Genomic DNA, 20,042 nt, shown 5'->3' on the forward strand with positions numbered 1-20,042 from the left:
CCAGACTCGCGATGTTCTCAAGTGAGCCGCCGTCAACATGTCGCTCTATTTCTTTGTGAGTTCGCAGCGTCATTTGACTGAGGGGCTCCCTTGGGCCGAGACGATTGCCGATTCGATCGATACCCAAATCGTCTTGGTCGTGCTTGGCCAGGACCGAAACACACTAGCCGAGCAGGCTCGAAAAACGCTGCAGGCGTCGCAATCGATCAAGACAATCGAGGTGGTCGATGAAGATATCGATTCGGTGCTGAATCATATTCGAGTCAAGAAGTCGTCCTTGGTTCTGATTGTCAAAGATGCACATGACGAACCGTTTCAGCGATCGCTGTTCGAGCGTTCGCCGGTCCAAACGCTGTGGCTTCGCATCAACGGGGCGCCGCCGACGTCGGCATCGCGTGTCTATGATTTTGATGTTTCAACGCAATTGGAAACACAGCGGATCTCGAAGCGATTGCTCGGGCGTCCCGCTCATTCGGTACTATTGGAAAATGATCCCCCGGGCGATATAGATGTCCCAAAGTGGCTGGAACAGGAAAGCGTGCGGGTGGAGGGCGAACGCTGCGAATCAGGCGATTTAGTCTGGATTGTTTACGGCCGGACCCCCGCCGAGGAAAAACGGTACGTCGCGGCTCGTGCACTGCTAAAGGAATCGAGCAAGGCGTCGATTGCCTTGATCAGCAAAGGGGAGTCGTTCTCGGAATCGCTTGCGTCGCGACTGCGTTACTGGGCCACTCATGTTGCCGAACCGCTGACAAGAGAACAGCGGGTCGAGTTATCACAGTCGTTGACCGAAGGCTCGCATCCGAGCTGGGAGTTCTTGGGCTTGATCTCGGCTTCCGCCATGCTGGCTGCCTTTGGGTTGCTGCAAGATTCCGCGGCGGTGATTATCGGAGCAATGTTGATTGCGCCGTTGATGACACCGATTTTGGGTGCCGGTCTTGCGCTGACCCTTGGCAACCGTCCGCTTTTTCAGACCGCATCCAATGCGATTGTGATCGGTTTTCTGGGCGCGTTGAGTTCGAGTTTTTTGTTTGGTTGTCTCGTCGTGCTGCTGCAGACGCCTGAGGTCACTCCCGAGATGTGGGCTCGATGCAAACCGTCGGCCCTCGATTTTTGTGTCGGACTGGTTGGCGGAATGGCGGCATCTTACGCACGAACACGCAGTCATCTCTCTTCGGCACTGGCCGGCGCTGCGATCGCCGCAGCATTGGTACCGCCGATTTCGACCGCGGGGCTGCAAATCGCGTTTCGTATCACGCAAGGGGCCGATAGTTCGATTTGGAGTAGCGGACAAGGGACACCCATCTTTGGTCCGGTGTTGCTGGTGTCGGTGAACGTGTTGACGATCATGATTGGATCATCGTTTGTGTTGTACGCGCGAGGCATGCGAGTGGATCGCGCGTTCACGATTGGCCAGCGATGGGCCGGGCGGATGACGATCCTGTTGGTCACGCTGATGCTGTTGGTCCTGGTTTGGACGCTCGGGCACTAGCTGTTTTTGTAGCGGTGTGGCTTCATGAGCATGGACGTGACCCGTGTGATCATGCGACGAAGCACTCACCGCTTGGTCGTTAGGCACCTTCGATCACCACAAGATTGCCGCGTCGCCACTCAGGCACTTTGCTACCACTGCTGCGGATCAAGAGCGTCGGTCGTGCCAGCGGTAACCTATCGAAATCCTCGATTTGAGTGTGCGTATTGAGCCGTTTTTAGCTGCCATCGCTTATTTGCATCGAGATCCAAGCGGACTTTGCCGGTTACGCGGATCATTTGCGTTTGCTCACGCTGCTGAACGTGTGCAACAGGTTTATTCCCAACGATAGCTACCCGTGTTATCCGATGAATAACAGTAACAATCGGTTCCATAGGAACGCGAGATCGCGAGCCTGTTTCCAACGCAAACGAGTTTCACGACAACGAACTCGGCTTGAATATTGGTGTCTTTCATGTCCAAACGACGAATCTATTTTGCTCAGTTGCTGCTCGCAGCCTCGGCTGCCAGTATGGTCGGATGCGCATCACCGGGGATGTTTTCTTCGTTGGTCGATTCGAGCCCGACGTCGTCGTTTGACGTTTCACTGATTGATGCTCCACAGCAGGTGGCGACACCGGCAGCGGGCCAGTCGGAAACCGCGACTGCGGCGGAACAGGACCAATCCAGTAGCGACGTCGCCCAAGTGGTCTTTGATGACTTTGACTACACAAGCGACGGTCAAGTGACGTATCCCGAGACGATGGTTCAGGTCGCAATTCCGTTTGATGGTGCAGCGGAAACCTCGACTGCGGTGGCCGATGCAAACCTATCATCCGCGATGACGTTGGCGGATTTCGAAGCGCTCGCGCTTGCCAACAATCCCACCATCGAAGGCTTGGTTGCCACGACCCAAAAGGCAGCAGGTTATCGCACTCAGGTCGGTTTGCGGGCCAATCCAACGGTCGGCTATCAAGGCATGCAGTTGGCCGATGAGGGAACCGATCAACACACCGTCTATATCTCTCAAACGCTGATCACAGCGGACAAATTAGAGCTGAATCGCCGTGTCCAAAACGAGGCGTTGCGGGCGCAGTTGTTCCAACTGGAAGCACAGAAATACCGAATTGCGACCGACATTCGGGTTAAGTTTTATGATGCCTTGGCCGCTCAGCAGCGGATGAAATTGATCCGTGATTTTCAATCCGTTGCCGACAAAGGATTGGAGCTAGCCGAGCTTCGCAAGGAAGCCCTCGAAGGATCTCAGTTGGATGTAGTGCAAGCCAAAGTGCAAAAGAACGAGATCGATTTGTCACTGCAGCAAGCCGAGATTCGCTATGCCGCCGCGTCGCGCGAGCTCGTTGCTTTGGCGGGGACTCCGCACCTGCAGCCGGTCTCGCTGCAAGGCGATTTGCCTCAGACCGAAGACATGCTTGATTGGTCCGAGGTCGCCGCGACCATGGTTGCTTCGAGCCCCGAGTATCAAGCTGCCCAGACACGAATCAGTCAAGCACGAGCAAACATTACCCGTCAATGTGTCCAGCCCATCCCGAACCTCGATTTCCAATTGGCGGCCGGGCACGACAACGCAACTGATTCAGGTATGATCAACGTCCAAGTGGGCGCCCCCATCCCGGTATTCAATCGCAACCAAGGCAACATTGCCGCGGCGCGTGCCGAGTTGGTTCGTGCTTGCCAAGATGCACTGCGGATCGAAAACGCAATCAAGGCGAGGCTGGCAGCGGTGTCTCGCGAATACGATTCGTCGCTTGCCGCCGTCTCGAAATACAGCAATGATATCCTTCCCAATGCGGCCGAGGGACTGAAATTAGCAGAAACCGCCTACAAGGCTGGGGAGACCAGTTTTGTCCAAGTTTTGGTGGCGCGGCGCACCTATTTTGATACCAACCTGCAGTTCATTGCCTCGCAGGCCCAATTGGCTCAGGCACGGGCCCGAGTGGACGGATACGTGCTCAGCGGTGCCTTGGAAGCGATGGTGGACAATAGCGGAGACGATAGTTTGCGTGGGCTGACGTTTAGCCAGCAATAAAAACCAGCCAGCAATAAAAAGCTGCCCGCCCCTGTAGCGGGGCGCCGCGGTTCGTTTTCCAGCTAGGAAAATCAGTTTCGAATGACGACCTCCGGCAAGGAAATTCGATGGCGGATACCCCCGAAAACCGCGTGATTTATTGAGTTGGCCAAATCGAATCAAGATTTGTTCCTCTTGACCCGATTCAGCTACCTAGGAAAGATAAATTCATCGCAAGTCGGTATTTTCCTCCTAACTCCGTGTGAAACGTGTTTGCCAAAATTACCCCTCTATTGACGCTAATCGCGTTCGCGGTGCATGCCGTGTTGGGGTGTTGTTGGCATCACTCGCACCCACTCGGAAACGCTTGCTGTGTGGAACACGTCGAGTCGATTGCCTCGGCAAAGCATTGTGTTGATGCGGATTTGGGGCATCGTCACACCGCCGCGGTGCGTTGTAATCATGCGGGACATTCGCACTCACACTCGCATGCAAATTCGCATGCTCACGCCGCCCCCGATGCATCGCAGAATCCCGTAACGGCAGAGCTTGCCGCGAGCGATGTTGCCGAGGTGGCGTTAACTGATGCCGATTCGCCCTGTGGCCATTCGCATCAATGCGATGAAGCTCATTGCCACTTTGTCGGCATGTTCTCGAAATGGATCGACTTCGAGCTGCAAGCGGCCTCGGTTCCGCTTGTGTTTTCGACGGTTGGCGTGTTGCCACCCAAGCCGCTCGATACGGCGTTTGGTGAGCTTCACCGATCATGTCCAGACCAAATTCTATCTGCCTCAGAGCACTGTGTTCGTCTGCAATCTTGGCAGATTTGAGCCGTTCTTGTCTCGCTTTGTTGGCTGCCTGAGCCATCGCTAGCGGAAACGTCGTGATGACGTTCGTTTGCGGTCAGATTCAGCTGCGTTGTTTCGCATGATTGCGGCCACGTTGTCGTGACGCTGCATCCGCAATTCGCAGAAACGCCCGCGGGAATGTTTTGACATTCTTCGAGCTCGGTTTGGATCTTGGCCTGCTTTTTGAAGTGTTTGCTTCTTGACGCGGCATGCTGCGCTGGTGTTGCCGTTCTGATCTATCCATCATTTTGTCTCAACCGAGATACGTTTGTCATGCGACCGAAACTCTCAAAATTGCCTTTGCCTGTCATCCAAGTTGCGATGGGTTTGATCGTCATTGTGGCGGCGGGGGTCACTTATTCGGCGTGGTGGCCGCCGCTATCGACATGGATCGATGCCACGCTTTCATCACAGCGAGGCGGTGAGGTGGCGGGCAGCGAGGTCGCCGGCGATCACGGGCACGCGTCTCATTCCGCCGGTGGTGCCGCCGAGGTCACGTCATTGGAATTGACGCCACAAGCACGAATGAACCTCGGTTTGACGCCAAAATTCCTACGTCCAGTGGAATTGTCGAACTATCGCCGTTCGATCACGGTGCCGGCCGTGGTGGTCGCCAAACCCGGGCGATCGTCCATCGTGGTCTCGTCGCCGCTGAACGGTGTTGTCACGCACGTGCATGCGGTCACAGGCGAAGCGGTGACCCCCGGCGATCTATTGTTCGAGGTGCGGTTGACCTACGAAGACTTGGTGGAAACGCAGACGGCCTACTTGAAAACGATCAGCGAATTGGAGGTCGAGAATCGTGAGATCGCTCGCTTGGAAGATGCAACACGATCGGGTGCGATTTCAGGAAAACAGCTGCTGGAACGACGCTACGCCAAAGAAAAACTCGAGGCGTTTGCCAAGTCACAGCGAGAAGCACTTCGATTGCATGGGCTATCGGATCGTCAAATCGATGCCATTGCTCGAGATGGCAAACTGATGGGCGATCTGCAAATCATGGCTCCTGATGTGGACAGCCATAGCGAGGATGAAGAGTTGCATCTGAGTCAAGTTTCGCTGCGTCCGGTTTCGTATACGAAGCCTTTGTTGATGCCTCAGGATGTCGGTGGCAATCGCAGCAACAAAAAATTGTTGGTGGTCGATGACCTTAGCGTTCACAAGGGGCAAGCGATCACAGCAGGCGACAAGCTTTGTTCGCTTTCGGATTACACCCAACTGTTTATCGAAGGTAAAGCGTTTGAAAATGACATCGCGGCGATTTCCAACGCGGCCCAGCAGGGCTGGAAAGTCGACGCAGTGTTCAGCGGGTCGATGGGGCAAGAGGTCGTCCGTGGATTGAAGTTGGTGTTTGTTTCCAATTCGATTGACAGTGATTCGCGAACGCTATCGCTGTTCGTGGAATTGCCCAATCAGATGATGCGAGATGTCACCAATGACGAAGGCCAGCGGTTTGTGTCGTGGAAGTATCGCATCGGCCAACGACTCGAACTGCGTGTGCCTGTCGAACAGTGGGAGAACCAAATCGTGTTGCCGGTCGAGGCGGTGGTCAAAGAGGGCGCGGATTGGTTTGTGTTCCAGCAAAACGGCAAAACCTTTACTCGCGTGCCGGTGCATGTTCGCCATCGTGGGCAAGACGTCGTGGTGATCGCCAACGATGGATCGATCTTTCCCGGCGATGTGATTGCCCAGAAAGCGGCGCATCAAATGCAAATGGCAATCAAGAACAAATCAGGCGGTGGCGCCGATCCCCATGCCGGGCATTCACATTGATCAAGCAATCGGGACTGACTCACCTGCTCGATTCTTCCGTTTTCCATTCTCGATTGCTTCATTGATTCATGCTCAACGCCGTCATTCGCTTTGCCCTTCATCAACGACTGCTTGTCATCGCAGTCGCCCTGTTTCTGCTTGTCTATGGAACATGGCAAACCATGGTGATGCCCATCGATGTGTTTCCCGATTTGAACCGGCCGCGGGTCGTGATCATGACGGAAACGCCAGGCATGGCACCGGAGGAAGTGGAGTCGTTGGTCACGTTCCCGATCGAAACAGCGATGAATGGTGCCAACGGTGTCGAGGCGGTCCGTAGTTCTTCGGGCGTCGGGATTTCGGTCATCTACGTCGAGTTTGCCTATGGTACCGACGTCTATACCGACCGCCAAATCGTGGCCGAGCGGATGCAGATGGTTCAGGACCGATTGCCACCCGGGATCACGCCTCAACTCGCGCCGATCTCGTCGATCATGGGCCAAGTGTTGATGTTGGGGATGTGGAGTGATAATCCCGATGTCGACCCCATGCAGCTTCGCACCACCGCGGATTGGGTTGTCCGCCAACGATTGTTGACGATTCCTGGTGTCTCGCAAGTCTTTACGATGGGCGGTGAGCGTAAGCAGTTTCAGGTCCTGGTCGACCCCGACGCGATGCTTCGTTTCGGTGTCACATTGCCAGAGATCGAATCGGCCGTGACCGAAAGCAATGAAAATGGAACGGGGGGCTATTTGGATAAACAAGGCCCCGAAGAATTGCTGGTCCGTTCGCTCGGTCGAATTCAATCACTGGAGGATCTGAAAAAGGTGCCGGTGAAGATTCGCGAAGGTCGCCCGGTGTTGCTTTCCCAGGTCGCCGAGGTGGTCGAGGGAGCGCAAGTCAAACGCGGTGACAGTTCGGCCTTTGTGCGTTCGCAGGATACGGATCCCAATGGCACCGGCGATGCGGCGTCGAATTGGCGTGGTGGGCCTGCGGTCGTGCTGACGATCAACAAGCAGCCCGGTGCGGACACTCGGCGTGTGACCGAGGACGTGATGGCTGCGATCGAAGAATTAAAACCAACGCTGCCGGCGGGAACTCAGCTTACGACTGTCTATTCGCAAAAATCGTTCATTGACCGCGCGATCGACAATGTCGTCGAAGCACTCCGTGACGGCGGCATCTTGGTTGTCATCGTGCTGTTTCTGTTTCTGCTGAATTTGCGGACGACGTTCATCACGCTAACCGCCATCCCGCTGTCATTGGTCGTCACGGCGATCGTGTTCGCAGTGTTTGGATTGTCGATCAACACGATGACGCTGGGGGGGATCGCGGTGGCGATGGGCGAATTGGTTGATGATGCCATCGTGGATGTCGAGAATATCTATCGACGTTTGAAAGAGAACCGTGCTGCCGGTAATCCGTTGAACTCATTGCTGGTGGTGTTTCGGGCTAGTGCCGAGGTGCGACGCAGTATCGTCTTCGGCACGATGATCGTGATTTTGGTGTTCATTCCACTGTTTGCACTCGGCGGAATGGAAGGCAAATTGTTCGCCCCCCTGGGCATCGCCTATATCGTCTCGATCCTTGCTTCGTTATTCGTTTCGCTGACCGTGACTCCTGTGTTGTCGTACTGGTTGCTCGGGCGAGGCACCCGGCGTGGCGATGAGAAAGACGGCTTTGTCTTGCGAGGTTTGAAGTGGGGCGCGGACAAGGTGATCCGGTTCAGTTTGGCGTTTCCATACCTGAATCTCGGTGTGTCGCTGATGATGGTCGCGATCGCGGCAATCTTTGTCATGCGACTCGAGAAAGATTTTTTGCCTCCGTTTAACGAAGGGACGATCCAATTGAACGTCGTGCTGCCACCGGGAACCTCGTTGGCCGCATCGAACGAGATCGCGGAATCCGTCGAGCAGTCGCTGAAGAAGATCGATGACGTACAGCGGTTTGCTCGACGCACCGGACGTGCCGAATTGGACGAGCATGCCGAAGGCGTCAATATGTCCGAAATGATCATCGAGCTCGATCCCGACTCGCCGCGTTCACGTGAAGAACAGTTGACCGAAATCCGCGACGCGATGGAAGAGTTTCCACACGTGGTCACCGCGGTCGAACAGCCGATCGCCCACTTGATCTCGCACATGTTGTCTGGGGTGAAAGCCCAGGTTGGGATCAAGATCTACGGCGACGACTTGGATGTACTGCGTCAGAAGGCGGAACAGATCAAAGCCGAAATCGAATTGGTGCCAGGCGTCACGGACGCGTTGGTCGAACCGCAAGTCATCATCCCGCAGCTCCGCATCGAACTGGATCGCGACCGGTTGCTGCAATACGGGCTGAGTGCCGCGTCGGTCAACGAATACATCGAAACCGCGATGAACGGCAAAGTCGTTTCGGAGGTTCTCGATGGCATGCGAACCTTTGACTTGCTGGTGCGAATGAAAGAGGAATATCGCGAGGATATTGAAGAGCTGAAGCGATTGTCCATTCAATTGCCCGACGGTGGCATGATTCCGCTGTCGGGGCTTGCGAAAGTCTACGAATCGGGCGGCCCGAACGTGGTCAATCGCGAAAACGTTCGACGCCGTATTGTGGTCCAGTGTAATGTCGCCGACCGCGGAGTCGTGGATGTCGTGGCCGATATCCAAACGTCGATCAAACCCATCATTGCACAATTACCCGCAGGATACTTCGTTGAATACGGAGGCCAATTCCAAAGTCAGCAATCGGCAAGCCGAATGATTTCGGTGTTGTTTGTGATTTCGATGATGGGCGTGTTCCTGGTGCTGTACACACTGTTCCGTAGCATGAACTTGGCGCTGCAAGTGATGGCGGCGCTGCCGATGGCATTTATCGGGTCGGTCGCTGCCTTGGTGATCACCGGTCAAACGTTGACCATCGCTGCGATGGTCGGATTTATCTCGTTGGCTGGGATCGCGTCGCGAAATGGCATTTTGTTGCTGCAGCACTATTTGCACCTGGTTCAACACGAAGGCGAACAGTTCACTCGGGCGATGATCGTTCGCGCAGGACTTGAGCGACTGGCACCGGTTTTAATGACCGCATTGACCTCGGGAATCGGGCTGGTGCCACTGGTGTTGTCCGCTGGTGAAGCCGGTAAGGAAATCTTGTATCCCGTTGCCACCGTGATCTTGGGCGGATTGGTCAGTTCGACAATGTTGGACTTCTTTGTGCATCCGGCGCTGTTTTGGTTGTTTGGTATGAAGTCTGCCGAGCGAGTGGTCACCGCCACCGCCAGCGAAATTGAATTGAATGAAGTTTAGCACTCGCACTGATGTCGTAGCGGGGTAATTCGAACGATCCCCCCGCAGTCGCCTCGTAATTTCGATTGCGAGGTTTTTCCAATCATGTACCGCTTCGCGATCTTTTCTCGCGAGATGTTTCCTTGTTTGCCCCCCCTGATTACAGAGATTTTTGCAATGCGAAAGACAAAATTTACAACGCTTGCCGCTGGGCTGATTCTTTTCACCACCGGATGTGGCGATAAAGCTGCGACCCATCCCGAAGCCGACAACAGCGTTTCTGGTAGCGACGTGACCGCCGACGGGCTTCCGCCTGCGACTGTCGATGTGCATGCCCACCCCAGTGAAGGGCCTCACCATGGTTCGTTAGTCGAGCTTGGCAACGAAGAGTTTCATGCCGAAATTGTTCATGATGCCAAGTCGGTAACGGTTTATATTCTCGACTCGTCGGCCACCAAGGCGGTTCCCATTGACGCAACGGACGTGACAATCAATTTGGTGCATGACGGATCGCCCGAACAGTTTAAACTAACCGCCAATCCCGATGCTGGTGATCTCGACGGCACATCGTCACGCTTTACCCTTGCCAATGCCGAATTGGTCGGGCATATCGATGACGAAGCTTCGGCGCCTAAGTTGAGTGTGACGATCAACGGAACACCCTATCGGGGCGAAATCAAGCATGATCACGATCACGAAGGCCATGATCATGCCGGACACGCCCACTAGGATTCCGAAAGCGTTGCCAGCCATCACGAAAGTCGCAAAGGCTTTCGGCGGATTATACTGACGCGCAGGGGGCGAAGCGAAGCAGAGTGGTCGGCGCTATTGTGAACGTTTCCTCCGCGGACGGCGTCCGCAGGATCGATCATGTCGATACACCGCTTTGGTTCCCCTGCTTGTATCCAATTCGCATTTCACTGTTTTGTACTAGGAAGAACTTTTCCCGATGTCCATGTGTTCTGATTGCCAGGTGTGGATTCGAAGTATCGCCGTTGCTGTAGGGTTGGCCAGCGGAATGATGGTCCACTCGATTGCCGCCAACGATCGCAGTGCAACTCACCAAACACGGGTCATTGCGGGTTGGACGGTTCACGTCAACCAGCAATTGGAATCGCAAAACAAGCAAGCGACTGCGACGGCACTCGAGCTGCTGGAAAAACAGCTCGACGAGATCATTCGTGTGGTGCCCGAGCCTGCGGTGGCAGAGCTGCAAAAAGTGCCGCTTTGGTTTTCGCCCGAATACCCCAACACACAGCCTCGGGCGGAGTACCACCCCAGTAAAGATTGGTTGGTCAAAAACGGCCGAGACGCGGAAATGGCAAAGGGCGTCGAGTTCACTAACGTCCGTATTTTCGAGGCCGAGACGCGGCGGATGCCGAATTTTGCGCTGCATGAACTGGCCCACGCCTACCACGACCGCGTGTTGGAGCGAGGCTTTGACAATCAGCCGCTGAAGAAGGCCTACCAGAAAGCCAAGGCGAGTGGCAAGTACGATGATGTCGAGCGGCAAGACGCCAACGGCAACAAACGCCGCGACCGTGCGTATGCAATGACCACGCCGCAAGAGTACTTTGCCGAAACCAGCGAAGCCTACTTCAGCCGCAACGATTTTTTCCCCTTCACCCGCGACGAGTTAAAGTCGCACGACCCCGAGATGTTGTCGCTGTTGGTCAAGTTATGGGGCGTTGACAGTCAAGAACAGTAGCGGTGTGCCGTCTCGATATCATCGGTGGCAACTCTTCAAGTAGTCACCTCTCTCAAACGCAGTTTGGGAGAGGCAGAGCAGAGCCTTTAGCGATTGCTCGGGTGAGGGCGACCGAGCAAGTTGAAGTCACAGTGCGCTAAGTTGCGCGGTTGGCCCTCACCCGGACGAGTCCTGTGGGGCCCGTCCGACCTCTCCCCAGCTGCGCTCGGGCGAGGTGGCTTGCTGAGATCGCCCCGTCGCTTTTTGCGTAAATACGCAAGAAGACGTCTGCTGCCGCCGCTATCGCGGCTATGCGGTGTTTGGGGCTCTCCGGCTGCGGGTTTGCACCCGCAGCTAGGTGCTGCCGCAGCTTTCGCTGCTTTCAAGAGCCGGCATGCAACAAGTGGTCACCTCTCCCAAACTCCGTTTGGGAGAGGTCGAGCAGAGCCTTCAGCGATTGCTCGGGTGAGGGCGACCGAGCAAGGGGAAGTGACAGTGCGCTAAGTTGCGCGGTTGGCCCTCACCCGGACGAGGCCTGAGGGGCCCGTCCGACCTCTCCCCAGCTGCGCTCGGGCGAGGTAGCTTGCGGAGATTGCACAGTCGCTCTTTGCGAAAATGCGCAAGAAGACGTCTGCTGCCGCCGCTATCGCGGCTTTCACGAGCCGGCATGCAACAAGTCGTCACCTCTCCCAAACGGAGTTTGGGAGAGGTCGAGCAGAGCCTTCAGCGATTGCTCGGGTGAGGGCGACCGAGCACGTTGAGGGCACAGTGCGCTAAGTTGCGCGGTTGGCCCTCACCCGGACGAGGCCTGTGGGGCCCGTCCGACCTCTCCCTAGCTGCGCTCGGGAGAGGTGACTTGCGCTGACCTCGCAGTTGCTCTCTGCGTCAAGACGCGAACGACGCAATGGTTGGCTACTTGGCTCCGAGCGAGAGGTAGGCGTAGAGGTCGCGGATCTGTGTGTCGCTCATCTCTTTGAGTAAATCCGATGGCATCAGCGAGGTCGGTAATGCCTTGAGCGTTTCGATCTCCTCTCGCGGAATTGTCGTCGTTTGATTGTCGGCGTTTCGCAGCGTGACCGTGGTCGGCGTCTGCTCGGCAATGATCCCGTTGATCACGCGGCCGTCGTCGGTCAGTACTAAGTACGACTGATAGCCTTCGCGAATCTCTAAGTTTGGCAATACGATCGAATCGACCCAGAAACCGATTTTGCCGCGTTCGTAACCATCCAGCGGCGGTCCCGTCTTGCCCCCTTCGCCAAACAATTGGTGACAACTACCGCACGTCTTGGTAAAAATCGACTTGCCCGCTTCCGCATCCCCGGGCTCGGCGGCAAGCATCTCACGGAGCCGTTTGGTTTGCTCGATTTGCTCGGGCGTCGCGGTAGCTGAGATCGGACCAAACACCGCTTCGACCTGTTTGACGATTTCCGGATCATCGTAACTGCGAAGCTGTTGGACAACGTCGTAGGGAATGTGCTCGCGTTGCACTCGCCACTGCGTCAATTCCGTCAACAATTGTTTCGCCCACGTCGGCCGCGATGCAAGCGTCCGGCACGCGGCGGCCCGCAATCCATGCTCTGCCGAAATCCGGTTGCCAAAGGACGATAATAAGACGCCTGCAATCGAATCGGTGTCATATTGGCGAAGCGAGGCGATTGCAACTCGCTGTAGCGCCGGTTCGGACGTTCTGCTTCCTGTTGCCAACGCAAGTAAACTCTTCGCGGCCGCCGCGTGATGGACTTCGCCAAACACGTTCGCCACCTCGATCGCCAACGGCAAATCCGCTAGCGGACTTGAAAGCAGTTTGATCGCTTCGTCGATCGCTGCGGCGTCCCCACGACGCAGTGACAGGATCAAATCCGACTGGCCAATCGACGCCTTGTAGTCCGCCAATGCCTTGTCGAGTGATTCAGGCAACTTGGGAATCGCACGGCCTTGGAACGCCAAATCGATCCCCTGGATCAATTCGCCACGCGACGCATCATCCGGCGCCATCGCGATCAATTGACTGCAATGCTCAAAGTCCGCCGCACCGCCGGCCGACGCATAACGCTGGACGAGCCGTTTCAAGATCGTTTGTTTCACCATCGTCGTGCCCCACAACGATTCATCGGCGAACATCGACTCGATCGCAGGCCATGAATCGGCGTGCGCTTCGATCGCCCACCAATTCATTAGCGGCATGTGTCGATCGTTGGCATCGTCGTCATGTCGCAACAGTGCCGAAACGATGCTCAGTCCCACATCGGGAGAGAGCCGTTTTGCGGTCGCCGCCAATTGGCTGCGAACTTGCACATCCGTCTCAGTTGCCGCCATTGCCGCAAGTCCATTGTGATCTTCGTGTCGATCGCCCAACAGACGCACGACCCAGCGACGAATGTCGGCGTCGGAGTGCGAGAGCCAACGAGTAGCCAACGCGTGGTCCAATTTGCCAAGCAGGTTCAATGCCCACAACGCCTCAAGCGACGCCGAGTCGTCGACAAGTTTGACGAGGGCATCGGCGACCGACGCATCTGCACGCCAGCCCAATTCCAACACGGCACGCTGCCGTACCCATTTGTTTTCGTGCGAGAAAAGCTTGATCAGCGTTTGGTTGTCGGCGCGGCTGAGATCGCCCTGTTGATAGCTGGCCGTTTTTCCTTCGGGGACGACTCGGTAAACCCGTCCGCTTTCCTTGTGCCAATCGTCCACCGGGCTGACGTGGCTGAGTCGGCTGTCGTACCAATCGGCCATGTAGACGGCGCCATCGGGACCCACGCCAGCGTACACGGGGCGAAACCAACGGTCGGGCGTTTCGATCAGATTCGGCTCGTCCACGGTTCGGTAAGTCGATCCGTCGGGGATCCGCTTGCTCCGCCACACCAAGTTGTGTAGCGAATTCGGAGCAATGATGTTTTTGCTAAAATCCTTCGGGAACAGCCCTCCTTCGTAGATACAGAAGGCTTGCGGGAACCGTCGTCCGTCTCCTTCGAACTTCATCGCGGTGAAATATCCAAAGGCATAAGGATTGGTCAGCGGTCCGTGTTTACCCCAGTTCTTTTCGCTATAGCTGCCTTGGGGAAAATAGTAGCCACGAGTGTTGCCACCGTTGGTGCCGGTGAACACTCGGCCTTTGGAATCAATATCGAGACTGAAGTTATTGCCACCCCCTTCGGCATAGATTTCAAACGCTTTGCTGTCGGGATGGTACCGCCAAACGCATTGGCCTTGAAATCGAACGCCCTTGGTCACTGCGGAACTGACGTCGCCGACCGTGGTGCTGCCGTTACAACCGTACAGCCAACCGTCCGGCCCCCACATCATGCTGTTGGCGACCGAGTGGGTGTCTTGTAATCCAAATCCGCTGAGGTGGACTTCAGGTTCGGCGTCCGGCACGTCGTCGCCATCGGCATCGGGATAGAACAACAAGTAGGGGGGATTCAAAACCCAGATTCCGCCGTGTCCGACTTGGACGGCCGAAGCAATGTTCAGTCCGTCGAACACGTCTTTGTGCGTGTCGTAGACGCCGTCTCCGTTGGTGTCTTCGAAGACGGTGATCTTGTCGGCACCGGGCGTGCCATGCGGAGGCGGTTCCGGTACACGGTCAAACACCGCACGCAAGTGCTGGTCATAGCGAACGATTTTCAATCCCGCAGGAAATTGATATTGCCGGTACTGGACGACCCACATCCGGCCGCGAGAATCCCACGACAAAAACAGCGGCTGCGAGACGACCGGTTCGGCAGCGACCGCTTCGATTTTGAATCCGTCCAAAACATCGAACGTGGTCAACGCTTCGTCGACGGGGGTGGGCAGCGAGTCGTCACGCATCACCCCGCGTCCCGGGCGAGTGCGGATGATCTCGGCGACTTGCTCGTTGCCTGCCACATTGATCTCCGCTTGGATCACCGCGTGATCGGTTTCTTGAGCGGCGGAAAATGGAGCCAAGCTTGCGATGATGAACGTCAAGGCGAACCGGGGTCGCAAGCCACTTGTTTGCCAAGACAAACGGGCCTTCGGAAACAAACGGGCCTTCGGAAGGTGAGAACGCATGGATGTTTCCATGTAGGCGGGAAAGGCGAGGTGGGCAGAGAGACGATCGTGGTCGGGGAGAGGCCTCTATCATAACTTCTGGCGGTCGCCGATGGGCAATCGGCATTGATACGTCGAATCAAGTGTCGCTGCGATTGATCACGCCAAGTTCATGAAGTTCGCCGGAAGCACCCTATTGATCGCAGCGATTGCGATTGAATCGGGTAAGATGACGCTTAATCCCCGGTATTAAAACGGAAGCGGAGCTTCGTGGCGATGAACAGCGGTCGACGTCTAATTTTGTCTTCGACGATCCGTTTGCTGCCCAGCCAATGATGGCTTTACCATCCCCATAAACCAAAAGAGAAGAATGAGATGACCTACCCACGAACTTTTTCGCATATCGGCATCTCGGTGACCGATTTAGAGCAAGCGGTCGAATTCTATACGAAAACATTGGGGTGGTACGTCATCATGCCTCCCACCGAAATCGTCTCGGATGATTCCGCGATCGGGGTGATGTGTGACGACGTGTTTGGCAAAGGCTGGGGGCGATTTCGAATTGCTCATTTGGCTACCGGTGATCGCGTCGGCATTGAATTGTTCGAATTCGAGAATGCGGAAAAGCCTGAGAACAATTTTGAATATTGGAAAACAGGCGTGTTCCACTTTTGCGTCCAGGACCCTGACGTGGAGGGGCTGGCGAAGAAGATCGTGCAAAACGGCGGCAAGCAACGGATGCCGATTCGCGAGTATTATCCGGGCGAAAAGCCATACCGAATGGTTTACTGCGAAGACCCCTTTGGAAACTTGATCGAGATCTATTCGCACAGCTACGAGCTGACCTATTCGGCAGGCGCGTACCAAGACGATTCAGAAAGTTGAGCGGCAACGCCTTTTGAGTCCGCTTTGTGCTTTGTCCCAGCCAAAGCGTCGGGGGCCGTCGTGCGTGGACGCAAGACGCAAAGTTGCCTACTTGGCCAAGTCCACCGCGACGACTTCTTTGTCGTTGCGAGCGAACGCGGTTTGACCTGCGTACGCCGGGTGGCTCCACACGACCGGTCGACCGAAAGCTTCGCCGGTCGGCTCGAGCACATGAAAACGTCCCAAGTCTTCGTAGCCATCCGGGGTCAGTTTGGCCATTTGCAGGTCGCCGGTTTCGCTGAAGATCAAATAGCGATCGGAATCGGCTAGGCGAGTCAGGAATGCGGTACCGTGCTTGATGAATCGCTTTTCGTCGGGCTTGGTTGCTTCGAAAGTCTCCCACAATCGCGAGCCATCTTTAGCATCCACGGCGATCAACTGCCCCACGACACAATCGGTTCCGTAAACGACGCCGCCGGTAAAGATCGGTGTCGCGTTGGCGCTGTGCACCGCCTCTTTCGGTTCGCCTCGCCAAAGTTCTTTGGCGGCCGGACGGTCGTTTTCCAATTGAATCATCAGCGACTCGCTACGAATGCCGCTGGCGTACATCAAGTTGCCGTCGACCATCGGACGTGCGATCGACATTTCAAACGAAGGCGTGATCGGGATGCTCCAGTATTGGCTACCGGTAGCCGGATTCAGGCTGGTCACCGCAGTGGGGTGATAGACGATCAATTGGCGTGCGCCGCCATGCTGGATGATCGACGGGGTGCAGTAGCCGGCACTATCATCGATTGCCTTCCATTTGACATCGCCGGTCAACTTATCAAACGCAACGATGCTCTGCCCCTGGCCGCCGACCATCGTGTACAGCGTATCGCCATCGATCAATGGATGAGCCGCGAATCCCCAAATCGGAACCTCGGCGCCAAGGTCCTTTGGCAAGTTGCGCTTCCAAACGACTTCACCGTCGGCGACTCGCAACGCCCGCAGGTCGCCTTCGCTGCCCAGGATGTAGACGAGGTCACCGTCAACGGTGGGTGTGCATCGTGGGCCCGCAGGATACGAGATGCTGTAAGGACAATCGTAGGCGTGTTGCCACAGCGGTTTGCCGGTTTCGGCGTCCAGTGCGGTCAACCGTTCTTGCCCCTTCAAATTGGCTCGCTTGCCAGCGTCATTGAACGCTTCGCCTGCAGTTTTCTTGTAGTCGAAAACGAACACACGACCGTCGGCGACCGCGGGTCCCGCATAGCCGCCCGCGATCGGGGTCCGCCACTTCACCGTCAATCCGCTGTCGGGCACCGCGTCAATGATTCCTGTTTCGCGATAGATTCCATCTCGGGAAGGTCCCATCCAGCCTGGCCAATCGTCGGCCACCGCATGCGTCGACGAGATCCCTGCAAAACAGGCTGCGATCATCGAGAAAATCCGGAATCGATCAAAATATCGCAAAAACATCGTGGTTTTGTCCCCAGAAACAGACAGTGAAGAAAGAGGCGATCCATTATAGGCCTGAGCAAAGCTTTAGATGGCGATCGAAGTAAACTGTCCGCCGCCGAAGACCGTGATCCGCTGGAAAAACGAACACGCGGCATGTTCCTTAGAACAAGCGGTTCATGCCGTTCAGCGCGGCGACGCGGTAGGCTTCGGCCATCGTCGGGTAGTTGAACGTCGTTTCGACGAAGTACTCGACCGTGTTATGGCCGGCGGGTTGATTCATGATCGCTTGACCGATGTGCACGATTTCCGATGCGTTGGCACCAAAACAATGCACGCCCAAGATCTCCAGTGTATCGCGATGAAACAGTAGCTTTAGCATGCCGGTCGTTTCACCGGTGATCTGAGCGCGGGCGAGCGAGCGGAACAGGCTGTGTCCGACTTCGTAAGGAACGCAGGCAGCGGTCAATTCACGCTCGGTCTTGCCCACCGAACTGATCTCGGGGCTGGTGTAGATCCCGGTGGGAATGTCGTTGACCCGCAGATTGCCGTCTTTGCGGCCGAGCATGTGCATCGCGGCGGCGCGGCCTTGCGTGTACGCGGCGCTGGCCAGCGATGGGTAGCCGATCACATCGCCGACGGCGTAAATATGAGGCACCACGGTTTGGAATTGTTCGTCGACGATCAACTGGCCGCGATTGTTCGCTTCGATGGGAATGTTTTCGAGCCCCAGGTCATCGGTATTTCCGGTTCGTCCATTAGCCCACAGGAAGGCGTCGGTTTTGATCTGTTTGCCGCTTTGCAGATGCAAGATCACTCCGTCGTCGGTCGGTTCGACACGCTCCATCGTTTCATTGTGGCGGATGATTACGCCTTGGTCGCGAAGGTGATACGAGAGCGCGTCAATGATCTCGTCGTCAAGGAACTCGAGCAGTTTTTCGCGAGTGTTGATCAAATTGACTTTGATCCCCAGGTTGCGAAACATCGAAGCGTATTCGGTTCCGATCACGCCCGCCCCGTAGACGCAGAACGTGGTCGGTTTGTGAGACATGTCGAGGATGGTGTCGCTGTCGTAGATGCGAGGATGCGTGAAATCGACATCACTGGGACGAAACGGACGCGACCCGGTGGCGATCACAAAGTGTTTGGCGCGAATCGGTTTGTCGCCATCGATCGAAATCGTCTGCGAATCAATAAAACGAGCGGTGCCTTGGAATACGGGGACTCCGTTACGTTCGTAAAACGATTGCCGCATCGTGACTTGCTTGCCGATAATCGTCTGGGTGCCACGTTTAAGCTGCTGGAGCGAGGGGCTAAAATGGACGCCCAGCTCTTGAAAGGTGGGGTTGCGGAGCGTTTTCATTGTCGAGGTGATGGCGTACCGCAGTGCCTTGCTTGGAATCGTTCCCCAATGGGTGCATCCGCCCCCGATTTGGGTGTATCGTTCGGCGACGGCGACTCGCATCCCGCCTTTGACGGCCTGCATCGCGGCCCCCTCGCCACCAGGGCCTGAGCCGATTACGAATAGGTCGTAGTCAAATTTTGCGTTTTCAGTCGTGGCGTTCATCTAGGGATCGTCTTTTCAAGAGAGCGTTCGAGTTCGCGTCAACGCACAAAGTTTGGACGTTGAAGAAGAGAGTTGTCAATGCAACGGTCTACGAGGGGCACCGCTGCTGCGATACGCTAACGGTTTCCTCACCTTCTTTTCATCTACGAGTGTTTCGCGATGCTAATCGCATGCGTCCAATCGGATGTCACCTTTGCCAACGTCGCCGAAAATCGCAAACGGATTGCCGAGCACATTCATGCTGCGGGCAAAATGCAAGCGAAATTGGTTGTCATGCCCGAGTGCATGTTGTGCGGCTATGCGTATCAGAGCCGGCAAGATGCGTGGCAGCATGCCGTGTCGATTGACGACGAGGTGTTTATCGACATCGCCAACTTGGCGGCGACCTATGATTTGCATCTGACGTTTGGATTTTTGGAAAAAAGCGGCGATCAATTGTTCAACGCGGCCGCCTTGGTCGGCCCGAGCGGGGTGGTCGGACGCTATCGCAAAGTCCATTTGCCTGCCTTGGGAGTCGATCGCTATGTCGACCGCGGCGACATTCCTTATCAACCGCTACAGGCCGGAGACGCACGCGTGGGCATGGCGATTTGCTATGACAGCTCGTTTCCCGAACCGATGCGGGTGCTCGCGTTGGGCGGAGCGGACATCATTGCGTTGGGGACGAATTGGCCGGTAACGGCGTACCGAACCGCCGAAATTGTTCCTCCGGCACGTAGCATGGAGAATCATTTGTTCTTCGTCGCCGCCAACCGGGTCGGCAGCGAAGGAGGCTTTAAATTTTGCGGATTGAGTTCGATTTGCGGCCCCGACGGAGTCATTTTGGCCCAGAGCGAAACGGATCAGCCCGAGATCTTGTATGCCGACGTCAATTTGGCCGAGGCTCGCAACAAGCGGATCGAGCGAACGCCGGGAGCCCATGTGATCGACCGTTTCGAAGATCGCTGTCCCGATTTCTATCAGGCAGTCACCGCGGAAAAGCCCACGTCGGTGACCGGCAAATCCGGCAATCACGGGCCAGACGGACCCCCTGCCCAGTCGGGTTAGACAGGTTGTAGCGATGTTCGAGCCGGTGGGGGGGCGGGTCGTGCTAATTTCGGGGCAACGAATCGA

The 20,042-nt window shown here is 56.1% G+C and carries 13 protein-coding genes; 9 read left to right on the forward strand and 4 right to left on the reverse strand.

Annotated elements, in window-relative coordinates:
* Window positions 1-37: 37 nt before the first annotated feature.
* From ABEA92_RS18130 to ABEA92_RS18140, 3 genes are all read left to right on the forward strand, one after another.
* Entirely contained in the window at window positions 38-1,492 is a 1,455-nt protein-coding gene (locus tag ABEA92_RS18130; RefSeq protein WP_345685257.1) for a DUF389 domain-containing protein, read from the forward strand.
* A gap of 454 nt (window positions 1,493-1,946) precedes the next feature.
* Entirely contained in the window at window positions 1,947-3,521 is a 1,575-nt protein-coding gene (locus tag ABEA92_RS18135) for a TolC family protein (RefSeq protein ID WP_345685258.1), read from the forward strand.
* Window positions 3,522-3,769: 248 nt separating this feature from the next.
* Window positions 3,770-4,330, forward strand: a complete 561-nt coding sequence (locus ABEA92_RS18140) for a hypothetical protein (protein WP_345685259.1) — start codon at window positions 3,770-3,772, stop codon at window positions 4,328-4,330.
* Between the two features lie 39 nt (window positions 4,331-4,369).
* Here the strand turns inward: ABEA92_RS18140 and ABEA92_RS18145 are convergent, their stop codons facing one another.
* On the reverse strand, window positions 4,370-4,498 hold the full coding sequence (locus tag ABEA92_RS18145) for a hypothetical protein (protein WP_345685260.1): 129 nt from the start codon (window positions 4,496-4,498) through the stop codon (window positions 4,370-4,372).
* Between the two features lie 123 nt (window positions 4,499-4,621).
* Here ABEA92_RS18145 and ABEA92_RS18150 point away from each other — a divergent pair, with 123 nt between their 5' ends.
* The 4 genes from ABEA92_RS18150 (at window position 4,622) to ABEA92_RS18165 (ending at window position 11,071) form a co-directional block, all read left to right on the forward strand.
* Window positions 4,622-6,121, forward strand: a complete 1,500-nt coding sequence (locus tag ABEA92_RS18150; protein ID WP_345685261.1) for an efflux RND transporter periplasmic adaptor subunit — start codon at window positions 4,622-4,624, stop codon at window positions 6,119-6,121.
* 68 nt (window positions 6,122-6,189) lie between these two features.
* Complete coding sequence (locus ABEA92_RS18155; protein WP_345685262.1) at window positions 6,190-9,384, forward strand: efflux RND transporter permease subunit; 3,195 nt, start codon at window positions 6,190-6,192, stop codon at window positions 9,382-9,384.
* Window positions 9,385-9,540: 156 nt separating this feature from the next.
* Entirely contained in the window at window positions 9,541-10,092 is a 552-nt protein-coding gene (locus tag ABEA92_RS18160) for a hypothetical protein (RefSeq protein ID WP_345685263.1), read from the forward strand.
* Window positions 10,093-10,312: 220 nt separating this feature from the next.
* A complete protein-coding gene (locus tag ABEA92_RS18165; RefSeq protein ID WP_345685264.1) occupies window positions 10,313-11,071 on the forward strand; it encodes an anthrax toxin lethal factor-related metalloendopeptidase in 759 nt (252 codons plus the stop codon).
* Between the two features lie 891 nt (window positions 11,072-11,962).
* On the opposite strand, the gene ABEA92_RS18170 is transcribed toward ABEA92_RS18165, so the two are convergent.
* Entirely contained in the window at window positions 11,963-15,082 is a 3,120-nt protein-coding gene (locus tag ABEA92_RS18170) for a PVC-type heme-binding CxxCH protein (RefSeq protein ID WP_345685265.1), read from the reverse strand.
* Between the two features lie 354 nt (window positions 15,083-15,436).
* Here ABEA92_RS18170 and ABEA92_RS18175 point away from each other — a divergent pair, with 354 nt between their 5' ends.
* Window positions 15,437-15,946 (forward strand): lactoylglutathione lyase family protein, encoded by a 510-nt coding sequence (locus tag ABEA92_RS18175; RefSeq protein WP_345685266.1) that lies wholly within the window; start codon window positions 15,437-15,439, stop codon window positions 15,944-15,946.
* A gap of 87 nt (window positions 15,947-16,033) precedes the next feature.
* On the opposite strand, the gene ABEA92_RS18180 is transcribed toward ABEA92_RS18175, so the two are convergent.
* Both ABEA92_RS18180 and sthA read right to left on the reverse strand, forming a co-directional pair.
* On the reverse strand, window positions 16,034-17,383 hold the full coding sequence (locus ABEA92_RS18180) for a PQQ-binding-like beta-propeller repeat protein (protein ID WP_425572457.1): 1,350 nt from the start codon (window positions 17,381-17,383) through the stop codon (window positions 16,034-16,036).
* Between the two features lie 142 nt (window positions 17,384-17,525).
* A complete protein-coding gene (gene sthA / locus ABEA92_RS18185; protein WP_345685267.1) occupies window positions 17,526-18,929 on the reverse strand; it encodes a Si-specific NAD(P)(+) transhydrogenase in 1,404 nt (467 codons plus the stop codon).
* A gap of 159 nt (window positions 18,930-19,088) precedes the next feature.
* Between sthA and ABEA92_RS18190 the strand changes: the two genes are divergently transcribed.
* A complete protein-coding gene (locus tag ABEA92_RS18190) occupies window positions 19,089-19,976 on the forward strand; it encodes a carbon-nitrogen hydrolase family protein (RefSeq protein WP_345685268.1) in 888 nt (295 codons plus the stop codon).
* Window positions 19,977-20,042 lie beyond the last annotated feature (66 nt).

It is taken from the genome of Novipirellula caenicola (assembly GCF_039545035.1).
Taxonomy (GTDB): Bacteria; Planctomycetota; Planctomycetia; order Pirellulales; family Pirellulaceae; genus Novipirellula; species Novipirellula caenicola.

Excerpts from the sequence above, each read along its gene's own strand:
- ABEA92_RS18130 (WP_345685257.1), top strand. The coding sequence starts at position 38 with ATGTCGCTCTATTTCTTTGTGAGTTCGCAGCGTCATTTGACTGAGGGG.
- ABEA92_RS18135 (WP_345685258.1), top strand. The coding sequence starts at position 1,947 with ATGTCCAAACGACGAATCTATTTTGCTCAGTTGCTGCTCGCAGCCTCG.
- ABEA92_RS18145 (WP_345685260.1), bottom strand. The coding sequence starts at position 4,498 with ATGTCAAAACATTCCCGCGGGCGTTTCTGCGAATTGCGGATGCAGCGT.
- ABEA92_RS18150 (WP_345685261.1), top strand. The coding sequence starts at position 4,622 with ATGCGACCGAAACTCTCAAAATTGCCTTTGCCTGTCATCCAAGTTGCG.
- ABEA92_RS18155 (WP_345685262.1), top strand. The coding sequence starts at position 6,190 with ATGCTCAACGCCGTCATTCGCTTTGCCCTTCATCAACGACTGCTTGTC.
- ABEA92_RS18160 (WP_345685263.1), top strand. The coding sequence starts at position 9,541 with ATGCGAAAGACAAAATTTACAACGCTTGCCGCTGGGCTGATTCTTTTC.
- ABEA92_RS18165 (WP_345685264.1), top strand. The coding sequence starts at position 10,313 with ATGTCCATGTGTTCTGATTGCCAGGTGTGGATTCGAAGTATCGCCGTT.
- ABEA92_RS18170 (WP_345685265.1), bottom strand. The coding sequence starts at position 15,082 with ATGCGTTCTCACCTTCCGAAGGCCCGTTTGTTTCCGAAGGCCCGTTTG.
- ABEA92_RS18175 (WP_345685266.1), top strand. The coding sequence starts at position 15,437 with ATGACCTACCCACGAACTTTTTCGCATATCGGCATCTCGGTGACCGAT.
- ABEA92_RS18180 (WP_425572457.1), bottom strand. The coding sequence starts at position 17,383 with ATGTTTTTGCGATATTTTGATCGATTCCGGATTTTCTCGATGATCGCA.
- sthA (WP_345685267.1), bottom strand. The coding sequence starts at position 18,929 with ATGAACGCCACGACTGAAAACGCAAAATTTGACTACGACCTATTCGTA.
- ABEA92_RS18190 (WP_345685268.1), top strand. The coding sequence starts at position 19,089 with ATGCTAATCGCATGCGTCCAATCGGATGTCACCTTTGCCAACGTCGCC.